Origin of the sequence: Arthrobacter sp., from assembly GCF_031179385.1 — a bacterium.
Taxonomy (GTDB): Bacteria; Actinomycetota; Actinomycetes; order Actinomycetales; family Micrococcaceae; genus Arthrobacter_D.
On record NZ_JAPSHV010000026.1, the window covers coordinates 1 to 22,493 of the forward strand.

22 protein-coding genes are annotated in these 22,493 nt (G+C 63.8%); 7 read left to right on the plus strand and 15 right to left on the minus strand.

Translation table 11 applies throughout. From position 1 onward, the window contains the following. Positions 1-235: 235 nt before the first annotated feature. On the plus strand, positions 236-1,348 hold the full coding sequence (gene ald, locus RIF85_RS06010) for an alanine dehydrogenase (RefSeq protein WP_309071008.1): 1,113 nt from the start codon (positions 236-238) through the stop codon (positions 1,346-1,348). Here the strand turns inward: ald and RIF85_RS06015 are convergent. Next, a complete protein-coding gene (locus tag RIF85_RS06015) occupies positions 1,345-2,367 on the minus strand; it encodes a Gfo/Idh/MocA family oxidoreductase (protein ID WP_309071009.1) in 1,023 nt (340 codons plus the stop codon). The genes ald and RIF85_RS06015 overlap by 4 nt on opposite strands. 137 nt (positions 2,368-2,504) lie before the next feature. On the opposite strand from RIF85_RS06015, the gene RIF85_RS06020 reads away from it, so the two are divergent. Then, positions 2,505-3,005, plus strand: a complete 501-nt coding sequence (locus RIF85_RS06020; RefSeq protein ID WP_309071010.1) for a helix-turn-helix domain-containing protein — start codon at positions 2,505-2,507, stop codon at positions 3,003-3,005. A gap of 131 nt (positions 3,006-3,136) precedes the next feature. Here the strand turns inward: RIF85_RS06020 and RIF85_RS06025 are convergent, their stop codons facing one another. Then, the gene (locus RIF85_RS06025; protein ID WP_309071011.1) at positions 3,137-3,328 is read right to left on the minus strand and encodes a hypothetical protein; all 192 of its coding nucleotides are present in this window, start codon (positions 3,326-3,328) and stop codon (positions 3,137-3,139) included. A gap of 49 nt (positions 3,329-3,377) precedes the next feature. Further along, positions 3,378-4,337, minus strand: coding sequence for a lantibiotic dehydratase C-terminal domain-containing protein (locus RIF85_RS06030; RefSeq protein WP_309071012.1), 960 nt, complete (start codon positions 4,335-4,337; stop codon positions 3,378-3,380). Positions 4,338-4,960: 623 nt separating this feature from the next. Between RIF85_RS06030 and RIF85_RS06035 the strand changes: the two genes are divergently transcribed. Continuing rightward, complete coding sequence (locus tag RIF85_RS06035) at positions 4,961-5,929, plus strand: helix-turn-helix transcriptional regulator (RefSeq protein WP_309071013.1); 969 nt, start codon at positions 4,961-4,963, stop codon at positions 5,927-5,929. Positions 5,930-5,975: 46 nt separating this feature from the next. Further along, a complete protein-coding gene (locus RIF85_RS06040; protein ID WP_309071014.1) occupies positions 5,976-7,277 on the plus strand; it encodes a PLP-dependent aminotransferase family protein in 1,302 nt (433 codons plus the stop codon). 45 nt (positions 7,278-7,322) lie between these two features. Here the strand turns inward: RIF85_RS06040 and RIF85_RS06045 are convergent, their stop codons facing one another. The 4 genes from RIF85_RS06045 to RIF85_RS06060 all read right to left on the minus strand — a co-directional run bounded on the left by RIF85_RS06045 (position 7,323) and on the right by RIF85_RS06060 (position 12,135). Next, complete coding sequence (locus RIF85_RS06045) at positions 7,323-8,717, minus strand: dihydrolipoamide acetyltransferase family protein (protein ID WP_309071015.1); 1,395 nt, start codon at positions 8,715-8,717, stop codon at positions 7,323-7,325. 10 nt (positions 8,718-8,727) lie between these two features. Next, the gene (locus RIF85_RS06050; RefSeq protein ID WP_309071016.1) at positions 8,728-9,702 is read right to left on the minus strand and encodes a transketolase C-terminal domain-containing protein; all 975 of its coding nucleotides are present in this window, start codon (positions 9,700-9,702) and stop codon (positions 8,728-8,730) included. Next, entirely contained in the window at positions 9,702-10,874 is a 1,173-nt protein-coding gene (gene pdhA, locus RIF85_RS06055) for a pyruvate dehydrogenase (acetyl-transferring) E1 component subunit alpha (protein WP_309071017.1), read from the minus strand. The genes RIF85_RS06050 and pdhA overlap by 1 nt, the downstream gene beginning before the upstream one ends. A gap of 109 nt (positions 10,875-10,983) precedes the next feature. Continuing rightward, positions 10,984-12,135: a histidinol-phosphate transaminase gene (locus tag RIF85_RS06060; protein ID WP_309071018.1), complete on the minus strand. Its 1,152-nt coding sequence runs from the start codon at positions 12,133-12,135 to the stop codon at positions 10,984-10,986. A 104-nt stretch (positions 12,136-12,239) separates the two neighbouring features. Here RIF85_RS06060 and RIF85_RS06065 point away from each other — a divergent pair, with 104 nt between their 5' ends. Further along, complete coding sequence (locus tag RIF85_RS06065; RefSeq protein ID WP_309071019.1) at positions 12,240-12,644, plus strand: phage holin family protein; 405 nt, start codon at positions 12,240-12,242, stop codon at positions 12,642-12,644. Here RIF85_RS06065 and RIF85_RS06070 read toward each other — a convergent pair. Together RIF85_RS06070 and RIF85_RS06075 are read right to left on the minus strand one after the other, a co-directional pair. Next, positions 12,606-13,847 (minus strand): hypothetical protein, encoded by a 1,242-nt coding sequence (locus tag RIF85_RS06070; RefSeq protein ID WP_309071020.1) that lies wholly within the window; start codon positions 13,845-13,847, stop codon positions 12,606-12,608. The two genes, RIF85_RS06065 and RIF85_RS06070, sit on opposite strands and share 39 nt — an antisense overlap. Further along, positions 13,844-14,137: an SgrR family transcriptional regulator gene (locus RIF85_RS06075; RefSeq protein WP_309071021.1), complete on the minus strand. Its 294-nt coding sequence runs from the start codon at positions 14,135-14,137 to the stop codon at positions 13,844-13,846. The genes RIF85_RS06070 and RIF85_RS06075 overlap by 4 nt, the downstream gene beginning before the upstream one ends. Before the next feature lie 164 nt (positions 14,138-14,301). Between RIF85_RS06075 and purB the strand changes: the two genes are divergently transcribed. Both purB and RIF85_RS06085 read left to right on the plus strand, forming a co-directional pair. Beyond that, entirely contained in the window at positions 14,302-15,741 is a 1,440-nt protein-coding gene (gene purB, locus RIF85_RS06080; RefSeq protein ID WP_309071022.1) for an adenylosuccinate lyase, read from the plus strand. 29 nt (positions 15,742-15,770) lie between these two features. Further along, entirely contained in the window at positions 15,771-16,691 is a 921-nt protein-coding gene (locus RIF85_RS06085; protein ID WP_309071023.1) for an AEC family transporter, read from the plus strand. Here RIF85_RS06085 and RIF85_RS06090 read toward each other — a convergent pair. From RIF85_RS06090 to RIF85_RS06115, 6 genes are all read right to left on the minus strand, one after another. Continuing rightward, entirely contained in the window at positions 16,680-17,201 is a 522-nt protein-coding gene (locus RIF85_RS06090) for a 2'-5' RNA ligase family protein (RefSeq protein WP_309071024.1), read from the minus strand. The genes RIF85_RS06085 and RIF85_RS06090 overlap by 12 nt on opposite strands. A 2-nt stretch (positions 17,202-17,203) precedes the next feature. Further along, entirely contained in the window at positions 17,204-18,115 is a 912-nt protein-coding gene (locus RIF85_RS06095; RefSeq protein WP_309071025.1) for an FHA domain-containing protein, read from the minus strand. Positions 18,116-18,117: 2 nt separating this feature from the next. Further along, positions 18,118-18,363, minus strand: a complete 246-nt coding sequence (locus tag RIF85_RS06100) for a hypothetical protein (RefSeq protein WP_309071026.1) — start codon at positions 18,361-18,363, stop codon at positions 18,118-18,120. A 116-nt stretch (positions 18,364-18,479) separates the two neighbouring features. Then, the gene (locus RIF85_RS06105) at positions 18,480-19,946 is read right to left on the minus strand and encodes a cryptochrome/photolyase family protein (RefSeq protein WP_309071027.1); all 1,467 of its coding nucleotides are present in this window, start codon (positions 19,944-19,946) and stop codon (positions 18,480-18,482) included. 79 nt (positions 19,947-20,025) lie between these two features. Next, positions 20,026-20,751, minus strand: coding sequence for a response regulator (locus tag RIF85_RS06110; protein WP_309071028.1), 726 nt, complete (start codon positions 20,749-20,751; stop codon positions 20,026-20,028). Next, entirely contained in the window at positions 20,748-22,346 is a 1,599-nt protein-coding gene (locus RIF85_RS06115) for a sensor histidine kinase (RefSeq protein WP_309071029.1), read from the minus strand. Before RIF85_RS06115 ends, RIF85_RS06110 begins: the two co-directional genes overlap by 4 nt. Between the last annotated feature and the right edge of the window lie 147 nt (positions 22,347-22,493).

Consider the following 22,493-nt stretch of genomic DNA (forward strand, 5'->3'; position numbering starts at 1 on the left):
CTGGAGGACGTGCGGGTTCCATGTTAGTGGTCCCGATCACATTTCCTTCCCTTCCGCTTGCGTGTGCGGAGCAGTAGGACCGGACGACGACCCCCGCACCCGCCGTCGTCGTTCCGGTGCCTGAAAGCCGGTTGTTCCGCCCCTGTCCGCGCGACAGCGCCGCTCGTATCCTGTAGTTGCAGGCGCCACAAGCTCCTGCCCAACTTCAGAACCCTGACAGCAGACGGAGAATCCCGTGATCATCGGCGTCCCCAAAGAAGTGAAGAACAACGAGTTTCGTGTAGCCATTACGGCTTCGGGAGTGCACGAGTTCCGCACGCACGGCCACACGGTCCTGGTGGAGCGATCCGCGGGCGTTGGTTCCAACATCACCGACGATGAATACGTTGCAGCGGGTGCAGAGATCGTCGACGACGCCGATGACGTCTGGGCGCGCGCGGACATGGTGATGAAGGTGAAGGAGCCCGTCGCCGAGGAGTACCACCGCTTCCGCAAGGGCTTGATCCTGTTCACGTACCTGCACCTCGCTGCTGAACCGAAGCTGACCCACGCTTTGATGGAATCCGGCGTGACCGCGATCGCCTACGAAACCGTCCAGGACGGTCGGGCGCTTCCCTTGCTTGCGCCGATGTCCGAGGTCGCCGGTCGCCTCTCCGTACAGGTTGGCGCGCAGGTCATGACGGCGCCCGCGGGAGGTCCCGGGCTGCTGCTGGGCGGCGTACCGGGCGTGCGTCCGGCGAAGGTGGTTGTGCTGGGCGCCGGCGTGGCCGGTACCAACGCCACGGCGATGGCTGTTGGAACCGGTGCCGACGTCACGGTCATGGACATCAACATCGCGCGGTTGCGGGAACTCGACGCGCAGTACGCCGGACGGATCCGGACCATTGTGTCCAATGCGTTCGAGATCGAGCGCGCCGTGCTCGATGCAGACCTCGTGATCGGCTCCGTTCTCATCCCGGGAGCGAAGGCACCGAAGCTGGTCACCAATGACATGGTCTCCCGCATGAAGCCGGGCAGCGTCCTTGTGGACATCGCGGTGGATCAGGGCGGCTGTTTCGAGGACTCCCACGTCACCACGCACGAGGATCCGACGTTCACGGTGCATCAGTCGCTGTTCTACTGCGTGGGCAACATGCCCGGCGCCGTCCCGAACACGTCCACCTACGCGCTGACCAACGTCACCCTCCGCTATGCCGTTGCACTGGCTGACAAGGGTGTGCGCGGCGCATTCGAGGCGATTCCCGCACTGGCGCACGGCCTGAACATTGCCGACGGCGCCGTTGCCCACCATTCCGTGTCGGAAGCGCACGGTCTGGAACTCACCGAGGACTGGCGCCAGCTGGTCTAGAAGGTGTGGGCCGCCTCAATGATCCGGTGGGCACGCAGGCTGTCCGCCGGATCCACAGGCACTTCGCCCCCATCCTGCAGGGCCGCCGCGAGGAGCTCGTAGAACGTGGGATAGGTGCCTTTCTCCGTAGGCAAACGCGTGGCCTCATGGTCGAAGCCGAGCAGGCCCCATGCGAGCCGGTCCTCCACGCCGTACCCAGGATCGGTGGGCAGCATGCCCGCATCCACGGCGGCCTCCTGAACGTCAACTCCCCACTTGGTGTACGCCGATTCCGAACCGGTGATCCGGAAGCGCGGCGCCGCCTGAGGTGCCAGCGCGTTCATCCAGAGGTGGCTGATGACGCCGGAGGAATGCCGCAGGGCGAGGAAGACGTCGTCGTCGGGCCCCTCGACCTCACGGTGCGCGGCGCGCTCAACGTGTGCGAGCTCGGCCTCCCCGAACAACTGCAGTGCCTGGTCGATCAGGTGGGGCCCAAGGTCGTAGAGGATGCCGCCGCCGTCTTCACTGCGGCTCGCGGCCTTCCATGGTTTGGTAACCAGAGGCTTGTACGTCTCCATCCGGGATTCGAACCGCCGCACCGTGCCGAGCTTGCCTTCCTCGAGCAGCTTCCGCACCGTCAGGAAGTCGCCGTCCCACCGCCGGTTCTGGAAGACGGTCAGCAACTGTCCCTCCTCCCGGGCGATGTCGATGAGCCGCTCACCATCGGCCGAGTCCACCACGAACGGCTTATCGACGACGACGGCTGCGCCCTCCCGCAGCGCCCGCTCCGCGAGCGGGGCGTGGGTGGCCGGCGGCGTGCTCACGACGACGAGGTCCAGGTGATCCATCTGCTGCCATAGCTCATCTACTGTGTGGACGATCCGGGCCGACGGGTACTGTTCCTGCACCTGCGAGATCCGGTCCTTGTTGGAGGTCACCACAACATCGAGCGAGTAGCGGCTGTTCGCGTTGATGAAGGGAGCGTGGAAAACACGCCCTCCCAAACCGAATCCAATGAGGGCAGTCCTGATTGTGTCCATGCCCCAACCCTAGGGCCGCAGTCCGCCTTCGGCATGACGCGGCATTCCGACTCCGAGTTTACGGGCTGAGCGAAGCCGTACTAAGATCGTTGATCGGTCAAGCAGTGGCCACGGAATTCCTCGTACCAAGGGACCCTATGGCCACCGCACCGGAGCCCAGCGCTCAAATTTCTACAGACCTCGGCAGTGATCTGCCGGCTTCCTCTGCGCCCATCGAGACTACCCACGACGACGGCGCCCCCACAGACACACACTCCACTCGCCTCATGCTCACCACAGCAGCCCACTTTGTGCAGCAGCACCTGCACTCCCAGCTGGCTGAGTTGGGACTCACTCCGCTCGACCTCTCTGTGCTCAGTGGCTTGGCGGAGCTGCGCGAAGCTACGGCGCGGGAAATCGCCGAGCAGTGCCTCCTCTCGGAGTCGGTCAGTGAACGCTCCCTCATCGAACTTACCCAGCTTGGATTCGTCGAGACGCAGCAGGGTGTTCATAGGATCACCGACGCAGGAGCCAGCGCCCTCGCCGACGCGCGCACCCTGGAGGACGCGCTTTTTGCCGAAACGAGCACAACGCTTCGCCTGGAACTCAGCTCCCTGATCAGCCGGCTGCGTGACGGCGGAGTGCTTGACGCCAAGTAAGAAGCCGCTGGAGGACGTCGCCGTGGAGCAGCCTCACGGCTAGCAAACTGAAGCAGCAGCCCGGACCCTGGGGGTCCGGGCTGCTGCTTTTGGGGGATGTTTACGAAGTTTTGGTGGAACGTCTGCGGAAGTCAGTGCCAAAGATTGTCTGCCCAGGCCGCGTCGCGGAGGTAGTCGCGCGCCGCTCCGACTTCCCAAAGCTCCCCCTGGGAAGCAATGACGCCCATTCCGCGGAGATCCTCCACGGTGTCGGGCGAGCATCCCAATGCTTTACTCAGGTCGTGTGCGTCAGCGGCGAGGATGACATCTTTGTGGTGGGCCATGCTGCACTTTCCTTTCTCGTCTAGGTGGCGACGATCGAGCAGGAGTTGGTCAGTTCCGGTTGAACAGGGCTCGTTCACGGTCCGCGCTCCACGTGCGGGCATACAAGCCCAGTACTGCTTCCTCACGGGAGTTGAAACCCAGGCGGTTCAGGGTCATGTGCGCCTGGTGAACAGTCAGGTGCTGGGCGCTGCGGCTTACGCGCGCCTTATCTGCCCGGTAGAGATAGGTGTCTACTGCTCGGAACCAGCGGCGTCGCCAGTTGTGAACGGCTGATTCGGCAGCGGTTGCGGCCATGAGGCTCTGGAAAGCCGGGGCTTTGGCGCTCACCTGGTTGGCCATTGCCTCGCGGACAGCAGATCCACGTGTACCGAGGTCGGGTGTGCAGGTTTTGAGATGGCTGTCCCAGTAGTAATCCCAGGAGATTCGACGGCGATCGGCCCAGCTCGCGGACCGTGAACCCTTCATCATGCTCCGAGCGGAATCGAAAAGGATAAGTGCGGCGAAAGCCGAACGGCTGTGCATTCTTGAGAACCGTTGCGTTCCCCAGGCTGCGAGCTCCGAGGACAGCTCGAAGACTTCCTCCGCCAACTGAAGGCCCTCGACGCCGCCGTACTTGAAGAGCTCTGCTTCGAGCTGAGGGTCGGCGTCCTCGGCTCCACGGAGGTAGTAACCGCTGGTAGCAGGCGTGGAGATGGACTGGCGGTAAGGCAGGGGGGCCAATGTGCTGCTGTTGCGCTTCACGAGAACCTGGTGCACTGCCTGCAACCGCTCGATGGTGCCGGGCTGAGCAAGGATGTGTAGCCGAACCTGAACAGAAGATGGTTCTACACTCCGCGTGTAGAACCATCTTCCAGCTCGCAGTACTTGTGCCTGCGCCGCCAGCGGGGTAACCAGGTCTCCAATGATGCCGTCCGCTACATCGAAGCCGCCTGCTTGTGTGGAGAGATGCCACCATTGAGCGCTGGGTGCTGTTCGTGAGGCGGTTCGAACTGCTGTCAGCTGACTCATGGCATCCTCCTTTGGGCTAATGGTTACCCCCGCTGGGGCGAGTCTGTGGGTGTTCCGGCTTCAGCGTTGAAGGCCAGGAACTCTTTGAGGATGGACTTATTTTGGCCAGTCCCAGCTTGCGGTTACGGTCTTTGGCCAATCCCAGCTTGCTGCTCCAACTGCCGGGGTTGCCGGTGCCAGAGCCGCGGCTGCTACGAGGATGCCTGCGGCCGCGCCGATAATCTTCTTCACTGGACGTTCCCTTCCGTCAAGGTTGCGTGTGACGCGATCCCGCTCGCCGTCGAGCCGGTAGATCCCAGCATGTGTGCCACGGCTGACGGTTGTCCACTTGGGAGGGCACCCTATTCAGGACATGACCTGATGAGGACATTTGAGCCTTGGTCGCCACTCTCACAGACGCCCCCAGGGCGCCGCAATGACGCCTGAACCCGCGGATCCAAGGCTATGTGCACGGTTTTGTGGCGAGGTTTCCCTTACATGTCATTAAACTGACATGTCATGTTTTTCACGAGCGGTTTCGGCCTCTGCGCTACGGTCGGTGCAACAAACGGAGGATCGCACTCGAACACCGGGTCTGTAGGCTACCCATAAGAACTCGGTCACGTCGGAAAGGGGAACCGGGGATGCTCGACGGCATATCGATTGAGCTGTACCGCTATGCAGTTGGCAACCCCGGATGGACGAGGTCCGCAGCCTCAGACGCACTGGGGTACACCCTACGGGAGATCGACTCGGCCATGGAAGTGCTCGTGGAGCGCCGGTTGCTCAGCGAGCAGAACGGTTCTTCCCACGCCTATGTCGCCGTCTCACCGGACGTCGCCCTGGCAGATCTTGTCGATGCTGACGAGCGTGCGGTGCAGGACCTGCGGTCAAGGATCAGTGCCCGGCGTCGTGAGCTTTCCACGTTGGTGCCGACGTACCTCGATGCCCGAAAGGGCGTCATCACGAGCTCATCCGTAGAGACGCTCGAGGATCCGCACCTCATCCATAGGGTCCTGATCGACTATGGCAGGGACGTCACGGAGAAGGTGCTGATTGCCCAGCCCGGTCAGGGCTCCACGGCTGATGTGCACGAAGAGAACGTCCGTAAGGATCTCGAGCTTCTCAGCAAGGGCGTGGAGCGGAAGACGCTGTACGACATCAGCACCCGGGACCACGTGCCAACCCGCAAGGCGGTCGCGGCGATCAGCGCCGGCGGCGGACAGTTCGGCGCGCTACCCCGGGTTCCCTTGCGCATGCTCATCTTCGACCGGAAGCTCGCGCTTGTAGCGCGTCAGCTCAAGCATGATGACAAAGCAGCCCTGGTGGTTCGGGATCCGCACCTGATTCACATCTTCACGCAACTGTTCGAGTTCGCGTGGGAGCTCAGCGAGCCGTTCCTCATCGATGACCCGAATCCATCCCCGCTGAACAACACCCAGCAGGCCATCCTGAAGGGTCTGGCCGCAGGCTATTCCGACGAGGTGATAGCCCGACGCCTGGACATCAACGTTCGCACCTGCCGGCGCCATATCGCCTGGATGCTGGAGACCCTGCAGGCGGACAGCCGCTTCCAGGCGGGCATCAAGGCTCACCAGGCGGGGTGGATTTAGTCAACTTCCGTTGCCTAACGGTGAACGGGTCCTCTAGACTCGACGCGTGACTTCCCAGGATGAACTGAACTCGACGCTGCTGCCCGCCGAAACGGAGGTAGCCCTCGAACGGGCGGTCGAATCGGCTCACCGGCACGAGCACCTATTCTCGGAACGAGCCGCCAACATCAAGCAGTCCGCGGTCCGCGACGTCTTCGATATCTCCATCCGTCCAGGGCTGGTCTCACTCGCCGGCGGCAGCCCCTACCTGAAGTCGCTGCCCCTGGATGACCTGGGCAAGACGGCCGGGCGGATCATTTCCGAGCACGGACTTGAGGCCCTGCAGTACGGCGGCGGTCAGGGGATGGAGCAGCTCCGGCAGCACATCTGCGACGTGATGGCCGCGGAAGGGATCATGGACGCGGACCCGGCCGACATCGTCGTGACAACCGGCTCCCAGTCTGCCCAGGACGTCGCCGCCAAGGTCTTCTGCGATCCCGGTGACGTGATCCTCTGTGAAGACCCCACCTACGTGGGCGCGCTCAACACCTTCGAGGCTTACCAGGTGGACGTGCAGGCCATCGAGATGGATGACAAGGGGCTGGTGCCGGAGAAGCTGGAGCAGCGCATCGCGGATCTCCTCGCCGAGGGTCGTCGCATCAAGCTGCTGTACACCATCCCCAGCTTCAACAATCCCAGCGGCATCACGCTCGCTGCAGACCGGCGTCAGCGCATCGTCGAGATCTGCAGGGCCAACAACATCCTCATTCTCGAAGACAACCCCTATGGCCTGCTTCGCTTCGATGGTCATCCCCTGCCGCCCATGCGGGCGGACAACCCCGACGACGTCATCTACCTCGGCTCATTCTCGAAGATTTTCGCGCCCGGGGTACGCCTTGGCTGGGCCCTTGTACCGCGCCACCTGCACCGGCGGTTCTACCTGGCGTGTGAGGCAGTCGTGCTCTGTCCGTCACCGTTGACCCAGATGCTTGTCTCCGCTTACCTGAGCGACTACGACTGGCAAGGGCACCTCTCCACGACCCGCTCCCTCTACAGCGAGCGGTGCTCCACCATGCTAAAGGCCCTCGCCGAGCACCTCCCGGAGGGCGTCAGCTGGACGACGCCGGACGGAGGCTTCTTCGTGTGGGTCACCCTTCCCGAGGGAGTGGACACCTACCCGCTGCTCTACCAGGCGATCGACGCCGGCGTCGTCTTCATTCCGGGCGCCGCCTTCACACCGTCGGACGAGCCGTCCAACAAGCTGCGCCTCGCCTTCAGCGCAGTCTCTCCGGAGGAGATCGAGGAGGGCATACGACGTCTGGCTCCGATCCTGAAGGCTGCGATCGAAAGCAACTCCGTCAAGGCCTGAGCACCAGCGGCCGATCCGGTCCGCCGGTGCTGCCGGCCGTGCACGTCAGTCGAGCAGCAGGGCCGGTTCCTCAAGGATGGAGGCGACGTCCGCCATGAACCGCGCGCTCAGGTCACCATCGACCACGCGGTGATCGAAGGAGCCGCCGAGGGTAGTGATCCAGCGAGGTATGACCTCGCCGTCGAGCACCCAGGGCTTCTGCTTGATGGTTCCGAACGCCACTATCGCCACCTCACCCGGGTTGATGATCGGGGTTCCGGTATCGATGCCCAGCGCGCCGATGTTGGTGACGGTGAGAGTTCCACCCTGCATTTCCGCGGGTTGGGTCTTTCCTGCCCGGGCGCGCAGGGCGAGCTCGTTGAGCGCTACGGCCAACTCCTTGAGCGAGAGGTCCTGGGCGTCCTTGATGTTGGGCACCATGAGCCCGCGCGGTGTGGCGGCCGCGATGCCGAGGTTCATGAAGTGCTTGACCAGGATCTCCTGATCAGTCCAGGTGGCATTGACTGACGGATTACGCGCTGCTGCCCAGATCACGGCCTTCGCGAGGATCAGCAGCGGCGATACCTTGATGCCCTCGAAGTCGCGCGAAGCCTTGAGTCGCTTCACAAACTCCATGGTCCGGGAGGCGTCGACATCCACGAAGATGCTCACGTGCGGTGCGGAGAAGGCACTCTCCACCATCGCGCGGGCGGTGGCCTTGCGTACGCCCTTCACTGGAATCCGTTCCACCCGCTCGTCCTGCGGGCGGCTGGCTGCACCCCAGAACGACGGCGCGTGGTCCTGCTCGGCATCCCGTTGCGCCTGATAGCTGAGGAGGTCCTGCTTGGTGACTTCGCCGGACCCGCCGGTGGCGGGCACATCGGCCAGGTCGATGCCGAGGTCGCGGGCGGCCTTGCGCACGGGCGGCTTCGCGAGCGCCCGACGCACTGCGCCCGAGGTCGTCGGCGGAGCGGAGGCCAGCTGCGCAGCGGGAACCTGCGCTGGAGCGGGAGCGGGCGCCGTCGTCGTTGTCTGGGCGGCAACAGGGCTGGGACGGCCGGCGCGGGGCCTGCGTCGGGAGGAGTCGGCCTTCGGCCCGGTTCCCACCAGCGGCGCGCTGGTATCCGTCGATGTTGCTGGCGCCGCGGGCGGCGTGACGAGCTCGCCGGGCACATGTGCGGCGGATGGTGGCTCTCCCGTCTTGCCGGAATTCTCCAGCGGAACGTCGGAGACCGAGATGATGGGGGTTCCCACCTCAACGGTCTCCCCCTCCTGAACAAGGAGTTCAGCGACCACACCGGCGTAAGGAGAGGGAAGCTCAACCAGCGATTTGGCGGTTTCGATCTCCACGATCACGTCATTGACGGCAACAGTTGCGCCGGGCTGGACCTGCCAGCGGACAATTTCGGCTTCCGTCAGACCCTCGCCCACATCGGGGAGGTTGAAGGTGTTCAGCGTCATGGGAATCCTTCTAGTAGGCGAGGACTGTGTCGAGCGAATGCAGGATACGGTCGAGATCCGGCAGGTAGTGCTCTTCGGTGCGCGCCGTGGGATAGGGCAGGTGGAAGCCACCGACCCGCGTGACCGGCGCTTCGAGGGACAGGAAGGCACGCTCGGTGATCCGGGCTGCGATCTCTCCGCCGATGCCGCCGAAGGTCGGCGCTTCATGCGCGATCAGCAGCCGGCCGGTCTTGAGCACGGACGCTGTCACCGTGTCGAAGTCAATCGGCGAGATAGACCGCAGGTCGATGACCTCAATGCTCGAGCCGTCCTCGGCGGCAGCGTTGGCTGCAGCGAGGGCAACGGGAACCAGAGGACCGTACGCGACGATGGTGGCGTCGGTTCCCTCACGGAGGACCTCGGCCTGGAATGGACTCGCCGGCACTGCCGACACGTCCACTTCACCCTTCAGCCAGTAGCGGCGCTTGGGTTCAAGGACGATCACTGGATCCGCACAGGTGACCGCCTGCTGGATCATCCAGTACGCGTCGTGTGGGTTGGACGGTGTGATGATCCGAAGGCCCGCCGTGTGTGCGAAAAGGGCTTCGGGCGACTCGGAGTGGTGCTCAACGCTGCCGATACCGCCGCCGTAAGGAATCCGGATGACGACCGGCGCCGTGAGGAGACCATCGCTGCGAGCGTGGATCTTGGCGAGCTGGGTGGTGATCTGGTTGAAGGCCGGGAAGACAAACCCGTCGAACTGGATCTCGCAGATTGGGCGGTAGCCACGCAGCGCAAGCCCGATGGCCGTCCCAATGATCCCGGACTCGGCGAGCGGGGTATCCACAACGCGGTCCGGCCCGAACTGGGCCTTCAGGCCCTCGGTGACGCGATAGACGCCCCCGAGGTCACCGATGTCCTCGCCCATCAACAGTGAAGTGGGGTGGGCGCTAAGCGCAGCTCGAAGACCCTCGTTGATTGCCTTAGCTATGGTCATGACGGGCATCAGCGCGAACCTCCCTCGACGTCGAATCCGGCTTCATAGTCCTTCCAGGCCTGCAGTTCCTCCTGGATGAGCGGGTGCGCTTCCGCGTAGGTAGTGGCGAAGCGGTGTTCCAGCCCGGGTGCTTCCATGGACAGGACGGCCGCCCGGAGCTTTCCGGCGAGACCTTTCGCTTCCTCCTCGAGCTCCTTGAAGAAATCGTCTCCCGTGCCCGTAGCGCGCAGGCGTTCCTCGACGCGGGTCAGCGGATCGCGCGCCACCCACTGCTCTTCCTCGGCGGCGAGCCGGTACTTGGTTGGGTCATCCGCCGTGGTGTGTGCGCTCATTCGGTAGGTGAAGGCCTCGATCAGGACGGGTCCTCCCCCGTTACGGGCGCGGTCGAGCGCCCATCGGGTCACCGCCTGCACCGCCAGGACGTCATTCCCATCCACGCGGATCCCGGGGAAGCCGTACCCATGCGCGCGGTGAGCAAGCGGTACACGCGATTGAACCTCGGTCGGCACGGAGATCGCCCAGTGGTTGTTCTGGCAGAAGAAGACCACCGGTGCATTGAACGACGCTGCGAAAACCATCGATTCATGGACGTCTCCCTCGGAGCTTGCACCGTCCCCGAAGTAGGCAACCGTAGCTGCCTTGGGGAGGGCCTGATCCACGAGTTGGTCCCGCTGCATTCCCATCGCGTAGCCGACCGCATGCAGACATTGGGCGGCAAGCACCAGGGTGTAGAGGTGGAAGTTGGAGTCCTTCGGATCCCAGCCTCCATTGGTGACACCCCTGAACAGTTTGAGCAGATCCGCGTGCGCAACCCCGCGTGCGACGGCAACGCCATGCTCGCGGTAGGTCGGGAAGGCGTAATCCTGCGATTGCATGGCTCGGGCCGAACCAATCTGCGCGCCCTCCTGGCCACGCATGGGTACCCAGAGGGCAAGCTCGCCCTGGCGCTGCAGCGCAGTCGCTTCCTGATCGAATCGACGGATCAGGTACATGTCCCGGTAGAGCGCGGCCAGTTCATCGTCCGCAGGCGCATAGCCTCGAAAAGGAGAGTCTTTCAGCTCGCCTTCGGGCGTGAGCATCTGGACCATCCCTGACGGGTCGGTCGGGTGCTCGGGGAGGTGGCGCGCGTCGAGCTGATCCTCTGCATCGAACTCGGCTGCAGGCAGGCGGGGTGTTGCCATACTCTGGTTCCTCGCAGGTAATATTCCGTGGGCAGTATACTTTCGGCATGTTCATGCACTACAGTGCATGCAGCAGTCTACCTAGAGTAACGATGACAACGCCTGCCGCCTATTTATGAACGGTCAGGACACGCGGACCGCTGGGATATCCGGCACAGAGCTCCAGGAACCGCGAGTTTGCCTCGGGTTCTCCGATGCTCACCCGGATGCCTTCGGTCCCGAAAGCTCGAACGGAGAGCGCATGCTGTTCAGCGAGCGCAGCGAACTCCGGGGTCTGTTCGCCCAGTGCGAGCCAGAGGAAGTTACCTTCCGCTTCCGGAATGTGCCAGCCCAGCTCCTTCAACCGTGAGGTTACGCGGGTTCGCTCGTCGACGAGGGCCTGCACCCGCTCCCTGACCTCATCGATGTGGCGTAGCGAGGTGACCGCTGCGTGCTCGGCGATCTGCGAAACTGCGAAGGGCGTAGCGCTGACACGGAGGTGCTCCGTGAGCTCCGGCTGGGAGATGGAATACCCCACGCGCAGCCCCGCCAGGCCGTGGGCCTTGGAGAACGTACGAAGGACAATGACGTTGGGATAGTCGCGGTACAGCTGAATTCCATCAACTGCTCCGGCTTTCCGGACGAACTCCACGTACGCCTCATCCAGAACCACGACGACGTTTGACGGAACGCGCTCGAGGAAACTCCGTACTTCCTGTTCCGTGAGCGCGGGGCCTGTCGGATTATTGGGCGTGCAGAGCAGGATGACCCGGGTTCGGTCTGTGATTGCAGCTGCCATGGCGTCAAGGTCGTGCGAAGAGTCCGGGAGTAGTGGAACCCGGACACTCATGGCTCCAGCCAGCCCCACACAGATGGGGTAAGCCTCGAAGGATCGCCATGGGTAGATGACCTCGTCGGGAGCGTCGTAGTCATTTTGGCCCGCGAAGGCAGCGAGTATCTGGTTGAGCGCGCCGAGGCTTCCTGCCCCGGTCACAATGTCTTCAGGCGGAACCCCAAGGAACCCGCCGAGTTCGGTGCGGAGGGTTGTTGTCATGGGGTCCGGGTAACGGTTCACCTGCGTTTGCCCGGAGATGGCTTCCAGCACCGCGGGCAGCGGCGGCAGAGGGTTCTCGTTCGAGGAGAGCTTGTAGCTCTCCAGGCCTTCCACAACTACCGGCGGTTTGCCGGCTGCGTAACGGGGAAGACGGCCCAGTACGCTCCGGGGGTGAATGCGTGTTACCTCTTCCGCGGCAACATCGGCGTGGTTTTCTGGTGCGCTCATGTGCACAAGCGTACTGGGAGGCAGTCGCACAGGGGCCGGACCTGAGCAGCGGGAACTTTCATTCGACCACGGGATTTGGGCACCTCGTATGACAGCATGAGTAAATGCTCAGGTTCATCGTGAGAGTCCTTATCAATGCGCTCGCTCTGTGGGTGGCAGCGTGGTTACTTCCCGGCATAGAACTGGGTGCTGAAGCCAGCTCTGAGGTGTCCGGCAACGGCACCGTGACAAGTGTTGTGTCCTATCTCTTCGTGGGTCTGGTGTTCGGTCTGGTCAATGCGCTCGTTCGGCCGGTGGTTTCGCTTCTCTCGCTTCCGCTGACGATCATCACCCTCGGCCTGTTCACGATCATCATCAACGCGGGCATGCTCATGCTGACCTCGTGGCTTACCTCGCTCACCCCGATTGATTTCGTCGTCGATGACTTCTTCTGGACCGCCATACTGGGAGCGATCATCATCAGTCTGGTCTCACTTGTGGCCGGGACGATCGCCGGCACGAGGCGCTGAGCCTTCCCTCATCCGGGGTTCGCTGACAGGCTCCTTCGGTGAAGCCGGATGCGCGCCGGTGAACGGTGAACGGGTCAGCTGGAAGACGTGTCGCTTGGCAACCCCTCCCGCCACAACAGTGCCGAGAGCAGCCGTGACCGGAGCGATGGACGGGTGAGAGCTCAGGTCCACGGCCTGCGCACCCTGCCGGTAACTGTCGATTTTGTGCGCGCCTTCCCCGTGCTTCAGCTGGTGGTCGAGCACCACCGACACCTGGTTGGGCCTGTCCGCGACGGGAACCAGATTGAGAGCCGGAATGTGATCCTTCTCGTGAGCCAGGTGAAGGAAGGTGGTCCCCGTCGGCACGTCCTCCTCAGCAATGGGTGAGCCTGCCGTCAGAACAAATTCAACCGAGTAGTGGTCTCCCACTCGCCCGCTGTTCGCCAGATTCACAGCATGCATTCCTCCCTGGCTGTAACCGACAAGCACTACATGGGCGCCTTCCTCGGCACCAACTTCCTCAAGCGCGCTCGCGACAGCAGCACCCACGTATTCGCTGTCAGCCAACTTCGCTTCAACGACTCCCCCCGGACCGAAGGGAAGTTCGGGATCCCGCATCTCCGTCCCCGGAATGACCACGACATACGTCGGTTCAGATTTTCCTTGCACTTCCAGGACTTCGAAGGCAGACCCGGGCTCAGCCGCGGCATGAGGAACCTGCGACAGCAAACCCTCGACCGATCCTTGCAACACGACCGAATCGCTCCCCGTCCGCTGCAGGGTCAGCGGCGTTGATGCGTACGGTGCGGAGGGAAGAAGCTGGGCGGCTGCGTGGCTTAGGTGGTCCCTCGTGGCGATTTCAGCCAACTCATAAGCCAGCCGGCTCCTTCTGATTCTGCCTGCTGTTTCCTCCAAGTTGGAGCTGCCCTCTGCGAGCTTTTGAAGGACCGTCTGAATCTCCTCCGCGGCAGAAGCGCCAAGTGCAACGGGCATACCGGGTGACATGAGGTCATTGCCCATTCGTGCGACCGACAGCCCCAACTCCACCTGTTTGATATCCCTCCACACTCCCTCCAGGTCCTTGGCTGCGTCAGTGACGATCCGCGCGCCGGCTTCCAGCTCCTCCCACTGGAATCGGATGCCGCCCACCCCTCCGATCACCTTGGCAACGCCGTCGACATCGGGCGGGTTGTGAACCGGTGCAAGGTTGTGCCCCGCGGTCATACCTGGGAGCCGTTCAGAACCAACTGCAGTGCGCTTCCGTAGGCGTCCATCGATACCGCAGCCTCCCGCAGGCGGGCAGTTGTCACAACGAGGGAGGTGGTGCGCTCCCCAAGAAAGGACCGGAAGTTACGACCGGCCGGAGACTCCCAATCGAGGTGTTCTGCTGCCCTCAGCCGTCTCAGCACCAGGTCAATCGCTTCCGCCTGCACGCGTAACTGCCTCGCCAAGTCGCGAACCACCTCCGAAGGCTCCTGCTCATGAGCGAGCCCCGACGTCGGGCTCCGATACATGCCTTCCCCTCCTTGAGTTTGATGTACTGCCCAAAACGGTAGGTTCAGCCGGACTGCCTCCGACCACCGCACAGGCGGTATGTGGACATCTCGCCTGCATCCGGCCGTTGTGGAGGGTCGTCACGCATGGGGCGGAAGTCCCCGCTCATGGAATGATTGGCTACATGCCGCACACTCCTTCATCCCGGGTCACCCTTGCGTCCGTTTCAATCCACCAGGGAGACAGCCAGGTCCCCATCGCACTGGGACCGCTTGACGGACGGTACCGTCCAGCCGTTGCTCCGCTGGTCGACTATCTCTCCGAGGCGGCGCTGAACCGGGACCGCGTGCACGTGGAGGTGGAGTGGCTGATTCACCTCACCCGCAAGAGCGTGCTGCCGGGCGCAGCTCCGCTCACCGGCGAACAGGAAGCAGCGCTGCGGGAAATCGTCAGCACGTTCGACGGAAGCGCAGTCAGTGAACTTGCGGAGATCGAGCGGGTCACAGTCCATGACGTCAAGGCCGTGGAGTACTTCATCGGGAGCCGACTCGACGGCATCGGCATCGCCCGCCTCAAGCCGCTGGTCCACTTCGGGTGCACCTCGGAGGACATCAACAACCTGTCCTACGCGCTCGGTGTAAAAGGCGCGGTGGAGGACATCTGGCTTCCGGCCGCCGCCTCCCTCGTACAGCAGGTCAAAGCGATGGCTGAGGAATCCCGGTCCGTCCCGATGCTCTCGCGCACCCATGGGCAGCCGGCTACCCCCACAACTCTGGGCAAGGAATTGGCGGTTGTGGCGCACCGTCTGGAGCGGCAGCTTGAGCGCATCCGCCGCACCGAGTACCTGGGCAAGATCAATGGTGCTACCGGTACGTTCGCCGCACACGTTGCCTCGGTACCCGGCGCCGACTGGCAGAGCATCGCCCGGGAGTTTGTGGAGGGACTGGGCCTGACCTGGAACCCCCTCACCACCCAGATCGAGTCCCACGACTGGCAGGCGGAGCTGTACGCCGACGTCGCGCGGTTCAACCGCATCCTCCACAACTTCTGCACGGACGTGTGGAGTTACATCTCGATCGGATACTTCGCGCAGGTGCCGGTGGCGGGAGCCACCGGGTCCTCAACCATGCCGCACAAGGTGAACCCCATCCGGTTCGAGAACGCCGAAGCCAACCTGGAAATCTCCTGCTCGCTCCTTGATGTCCTGGCGTCCACCCTTGTGACCTCCCGGTGGCAGCGTGACCTGACCGACTCCTCGTCCCAACGGAACATCGGTGTGGCCTTCGGCCATTCACTGCTGGCCATCTCCAATGTGGTGAAGGGCCTTGAGCGATTGGATGTCGCGGAATCGGTCCTGGCCGCGGACCTCGACACCAACTGGGAGGTACTGGGTGAAGCAATCCAGATGGTGATGCGGGCAGAGGCAATCGCCGGGACCCCCGGCATGGAAGACCCCTACGAGCGGTTGAAGGACCTCACGCGCGGGCAGCGCGTGGATGCGGAGCGGATGCGTGAGTTCGTGCTTGGGCTCGGTCTCTCCGCTGAAGCACAGGAACGCCTACTGGCACTGACCCCGGGAACCTACACAGGCATCGCGGATGCCCTCGTGGATCACCTCCGCTAAACAGTCTTACTCAGGGATAGGGGCCGGCGATGGCGGGGGTGTTGATCGGCTTTGCCATCGTGGGCGTGGTCATTTTTGTCGGCTATCTTGCCGGGAGGTACGAACTTGCAGGACGCGACGCCGGGCAGGTACTCAGCCGGACGGCGTTCTTCATCACCAACCCGGCACTGCTCTTCACCATCCTCGCGACGGCTGACCTGCAGGCCGTGTTCTCGGCTTACGCGCCGGTCGCCCTGCTGGCTTCGGTGGCCTCTGCCCTGCTCTACGTCCTGCTGAGCCGGCTTTGGTTCCGGCGGAGGGCAGCAGAAACGGCGGTCGGCGCGATGACCGGGTCATTCGTCAATGCAAATAACATCGGCATCCCCATAGCCGTCTACGCCCTCGGAGATGCCACGCCCGTAGCGCCTGTCCTCCTGGTGCAGCTGCTCATCCTCGTTCCCTTCTACCTCGCGTTTCTGGACATCTCCTCGGGCGGCAAGGCGTCCTTCGCCCGAATCGCCAGCCAACCGGTGCGAAACCCGATGATCATCGCGTCCATCCTCGGGGTGCTGGTTGCGCTTACCGGTTTGGACATTCCGGAGCCGGTCTATGAACCGCTCGTCCTCCTCGGCGGAGCGGCAGTGCCGTTGGTCCTGCTCGCGTTCGGTATGTCCCTGCGTGGAAGCCGCCCCCTCGGGGCGCGGGGAGTACGGACCGAAGTCATCGTGGCTACGCTCATCAAAACCGCGTTCATGCCGGTCATCACCTACGTGCTGGCCCGCTTCGCCTTCGGCCTGGAGGACGAGCTGCTCTTCGGGGCAGTCGTCATGTCCGCCCTGCCCACCGCACAGAACACGTTCCTCTTCGCCAGCCGCTACAACCGCGGAGTCCCGATCGCGCGCGACGTAGTGGTGCTGACCTCCGCGCTGGCGGTCCCCTCGCTCATCATCGTGACCGCGCTACTGGCGTAAGGCCAGCTCCGTCGTCGTCTTTTCGTGGCTGTCCCAGCGCCGCAGTGTGGTGAGCAGGAGCTGTCCGTTGAGGGCAGGTAAAAGGTCAGTTGCCTGGGCGACCTGGCCCGCGTCCATTCCCCGAGCAAGCGTGATGTGCGGTACCCACCGGTCCGGCACACAGTTTCCGGCAACACCCGGAATGTCCATGAGGGTGTCATGCACTGCCCTATGCAGTTCCAGAAGTGCGCCGCTCACGACGCCGAGGCGCGCCAGCACCTGCCCGCGCCCGGTTCGAAAAAGCACGAGCCCCGCGATGTGGATGGGCAGCGGCAACGCCTGGGCGATTGAGGCCAGCGCGGTGTCGTGCTCGCCCGGGATGCGTGGAGCGGCCAGCAGGGTGATGTGAGGGCGGTTTGACGCGGCGGTGTGGCTGGCCTGTGAGGGCAGGCCGGCGCGCTTGAGCGCGTCCCAGTCGGAGCGGAGGTGCTCCTCCCCGGGATCATCGAGGAGGAGCTCCACGCTGTCCATGGTTAGTGCGGATTCTGCCGGTAGTCACCGACACCCATGGAGCCGTCTTCCTCCACCGTGCCCGTCCGGGGGTCGTACTGCGGTCGCTGATAGGCCAACTCGCCCCCGCTGCGTCCCCCGAAAGGCCTGCCGTGGTCGGCATACTCCTCGCGGAAGAAGGCGAGGCACCAGCCGCCAAGCTGCACGCGCGCGCCGGTCCTCAGGATCGATGGCCCGTCGGGCTGGACGCTGCCGCGCACCGGTCCGTGCGGGATCAGGACGTACTCGTCGTCGGCGTTGTGTTCCACTGTCGCATGAACGGGTTCCAGCCCGTCGAGCACCAGATCCGCCTCCGGTGAACCGCCGATGACCAGCTTCTCCCCGACCAGGTTCACCTCCCGCGGAATCTGGCCGTTCCAGGTGTCGGAATCCTGAACAAAGATGAGCCGTGGCCGTCCGCTGCCCGGCGTGTGGTGGGTGGTGGTCACCTGCCGTCGGATGCGGCGGTTCACGGTGGGCACCAGGGGAAACGGGGTCGACGGCGGCAGCAGCGGCGCGCTCGATCCCTGCTGCCAGTTCGCTCCCCTGATGAGGGGCGCCAGCGCCGCGATGGATCCCGCGCGGATATGCGGCGATCGCGTCATGAGGCGCTGAGCCATGGAGGTTTCCACCTTCCCGATACTGACCAGCCTTCCGCTGGGCCCGGCGATCGTCACCGTCAAACCCTGGTCTGCAAGGCCCGCTGCCAGTTGCCGCACGCCGGCCAGTGAGGGGAAACCCCGGCCGCCTCCTGCTGCAGCTGGATCGTCACAGTAGATGGTGACCTCTGAGCCGGCGGCACTCACGGTGCCGTTGAGCGCCTGCGGCGTGCCGTCGTCGTCGTTCTGGTAACGGGAAAAGGTCAGGTCGATGTCCAGACGGACACGCGGTGCCACGATCAGCGCCGGTGGGTGTCGGAACCCGGCGCGTCGTTGTCACTTGTGGTGACCCGCACGGTGCCGTTCAACTTCCAGGTTGCGCGCGGCGCATCCGGTCCGATGTCCCGGGGGACCTCGATGGTCATATCGATGAAGCTGTAGTTGACGGCTGCGCCTTTACCGGTGAGATAGGACCACATCTCCTCAGCGAGGTCGGCCCAGTCGCGGATACTGCGGTTGTTTTCAACAGAGGTGTTCTCAGACATGGCGAATTCCTGTACTTATTCGACTCTGTCCGGCGCCCTCTACCCGCCTGACCTGACAACCCTGAGCCTAATCGTTCCACCCCCCGCTGTGAACCCGTTCGCCGGGACCGTCTCCGTCAGGCCAGCCACTTCTGCGCCTCAAGGGTAAGCTCCTCGCGGCGGGCATCATCCATGCGATCCAGCAACCGCACGCTCATGCTGGACCGCGGGTTCCTGATCAGCAGCTCACGGTAATCGGCGACGAACTGCCAATACAGCGCGTTCCACACCGCTTCCCACCCTCCCGGCCGCAGATCACTCATCTTCCGCAGGTAATTGCTGCCGCTGACGTAGGGCTTGGTGATGATGGCGTTGCCTGCAGCGAACTGGCTCATCGCGTATACATTGGGCACCATGACCCAGTCGTAGGCGTCGATGAACATGGTCATGAACCACTCGTACACGTCATCGGGATGCAGGCGGAGCAGTAGTGCGGCATTCCCAAGCACCATCAGCCGCTCGATATGGTGGGCGTAACCGGTGGCGAGGACGCGGCGGATGACGGTGTCCACCGGTTCAATCCCCGTACTGCCGTCATACCAGGAGCACTCCATCCGCCGGGACACCCCAAGATAGTTGCTGCCTCTTACGCGCCTGCCATGCACGACGTACGAAGCCCGCATGTATTCACGCCATCCGATGATCTGGCGGATGAACCCCTCAACGCTGGCGATCGGCGTGCCGTGCCGCTCCGCGAAATCAAGAACAATGTCGACGACGTCGGCCGGCTTCAGCAGCCCGGTGTTCAGACTGGAGCTGAGCGCGGAGTGGAAGAGGAAGGACTGATTCTCCGCTATGGCGTCCTCGTAGGGTCCGAACAGCTCGAAGCGCTCGGTCAGGAACGTCTCCAGGGCGTCGGCGGCGTCACGGTGCGTGACCGGCCAGTTGAACCCGTCGGCACTGCCGGGATTGTCGGGGAAGGCCGTGCGCACCCAGCTCCGGGCGGAGGTGACGTCGTCGTCGTTCGCGTGGTTGAAGGTGGGGAGGGCAGGGACCATCAGCTTCTTCGGCAGTTTCTTCCGATTGTCCGTGTCAAAGCTCCACCGGCCGCCGGTCGGTCCACCGTCGGCGTCAAGGAGGATGCCCAGCCGCTTCCTTTGCCATTCGTAGAAGTTCTGCATCCGCCAGCCGCTGTGGGTGAAGTACTGACTCAGGTCCGCCCTGGTGCACAGGAACGCCGGCGTGTCCTCGACAGTTGCCTCGATCGATAATCGTCGGAGAGTCCGGGTGAGACGTTGCGACAGCCAGTCGTCGACGACGTCGTAATAGCTGCAGGACGTCGCACCGATCCGCTCCAGCACCTCTGCGAGCGCCGCCTGGCTGGACCCGGAAGCATCCGTCTCCACATACTCGACTGCTCGCCCGGATTCCCGGAGACGCCGCGCGAATGCGCGCATGCTCGCCCGGTGCAGGACCAGCTTCTGCACATGGAACCGGTACTGGCGGAAGAAGAGGTCGTCCTCCACCAGGATGAAGCACCGCGAGGCCGGGGCGGCGAGGTGCTCCTCGAAAAGCTGGTGCGGAAAGATCAGCTGGGCGTGCATGTGCACACAGTAGTACCACTGTCGGGAACGGCTACCGTAACGGGGCGCCCCAGCTGTACCTGTGCCTCACGGCACCCCGTCAGTTGCCCGTCCAGACATAGAACTTCTCCGGCCTGCCCGCCGCCCCGTACTTCGGGACAATCCGGGCGTTGCCCTTTGTCACGAGATATTCGAGATACCTGCGGGCGCTCACCCTGGCGAGGCCCAGTTGTGCCGCCACCTCGGACGCGGAGAAGCCGACGCCGGACGAGCGGAGCGCACCAACCACGGCCTCGAGGGTGGGCTGGGAGAGGCCCTTGGGCAGCGTGGCGGTCAGGACGGCCGGCGAAACGCCGGAGCCGGCTCCGCGCGGCGCCGTCGCAAGCAGGCGGTCGATGTGCTCCTGATTGAGAGGGCCGGCTGAGATCGAGCTGTGTTCCACAATGTTCGCGCGGTGGCGGACGTAGTCGTCCAGGCGCTGCATCAGGACCTTCGAATTGAAGGGCTTCACGAGGTAATGCAGCACTCCGCCCGCCATTGCGGCACGGACCGTTTCCAGTTCCCTGGCGGCGGTGATCGCGATGATGTCCACCGGATCCCCGGGCAGGTTGCGAGCGGCACGGAGTACCTCGATGCCGGACATATCGGGCAGGTGGATGTCGAGCAGCATCAGTTCCGGCCTCAGCTCCCGGACCATCTCGAGCGCCTCGCCCCCTGACTTCGCTACGCCGACGACGTCGAACCCGCCGTGCGCGAGGAGGAACCCTGAGTGCACACCGGCGATCTCGTGATCGTCGTCGACGACCAGCGTACGAATGAGGTTCACGGGGTCAGCACCCCGTGGGACCCCTGCCGCTGTGCCCCGTCGAACGGAGCAGGCACTGGGCCAAGGGTCACAAGGACGTGGGCTCCGCCCAGCACCGACTCGTCGACCGTCACCGATCCTGCACGGCGCTCCGCCACTCTCTGCACCAGTGCGAGGCCGAACCCGCGTGACGCGGCCCCCGCGGACTCCTTGGTAGAAAACCCGGAGGTGAAGACCTGCGCCCGAAGACTTTCGGGGATGCCGGGGCCGTCATCGGACACTGCGATGATGCAGCCCTTGGCGTGTGAGGTCAGTTCGACGTGAATGGTTCCGTTGGAGCCCACTGCGTCAACCGCGTTGTCGATGAGATTGCCGAGTACCGTCACCGGATCAGTGGTGCCGTCTGGTTCAAAAGTTGACGATTCATCGACGATCAGTGAAATGCCCTTCTCCGCGCAGATTGTGGTCTTGGCCATCAGAAGGCTAGCGGTATCCGGGTCGCTGACGCCCGGTGACACATCGCCGGATACCACCGAGCCGCCGTGGCCGGATCGGGAAATGAAGTCGACCGCCTTCTCCGTACGGCCAAGCTCCAGAAGACCTGAAATAACATGCATCTTGTTGGCGAACTCGTGCGCCTGGCTGCGAAGCGCCTGCGTGACATCCCGTGCGCCGTCGAGATCCAGCAGGAGCTGGTGCAGTTCCGTGCGGTCGCGCAACACCAGGACGCTGCCGACCCGCCTCCCATCGACGACGGCGTCACTTGAGCGGGCGAGCAGCACCCGTTCTCCCACAAGGACGGTTTCATCGGCATCACCGGCGGCTCCGAACATCTGCGCCAGAGCCGGTTCGAGTACGGATTCGGCAGGGCTGCCGATCGCTTCATCCCCAAGGTCGAGCAATCGCTTTGCCTCGTCATTGAGCACGGCCAACCGTCCACGTTCGTCGACCGCCACTACCCCTTCGCCGATTCCGTGAAGCATTGCATCACGGGTTTCGAGGAGCACAGCGATTTCCTCAGGTTCCAGGCGGTAGATACGGCGCCAGATGAGCCGGGAAATCCAGATTGAACCGGCGGTTCCGACGAGCGCGGCCGCCACCAGCCAGGCGAGCAGCACGGGCAGGTCCTCCTGCAGGTCGGCGGCGAGCGTCGATTCCAGCGTGCCGACGGAGGCGGTGCCGATGACGGAGCCATCCGCACCGCGGATGGGCACCTTCACGCGCCAGGACTCCCCAAGCGTTCCGGTCTGGGTGCCGATGAACGTTTCGCCCGAAAGGGGTACGGAGGGATCAGTGGATACCATGCGGCCGATCATGTCCGGATTCGGGTGGGAGTAGCGTATGCCGACGTCGTCCGTCACCACGACGTAGGTGACTCCCGTGGCCTGTGTGGTGAGCTCAGCAATCGGCTGGATGACCGCGCTGGGGTCCTCGTCGTCGAACGCGTCGACGACGGATGGCAGTTGTGCGATGGACTGGGCCACGCCGACCATGCGGCCCTGGTAGGCGTCGCGGATCTGCTGCTCCTGCATCCGCACGGCCACCGTTCCCGCGACCAGGACGATGATCAGCACAATCAGCAACTGCAGGAAGAACAGTTGTGATCTAAGCGACATTGACCGGATCATGCTTTCATTCTCCCACGATCGGGTGTAGTGACCCCCGCCTCCCCTGTGACCACAAAGACCACTACGCACGTTGTGACCGCATTATTTCCGTCACACCTGCCCGAACCTACGATGAACCGGAAACGTGTGGTGAGG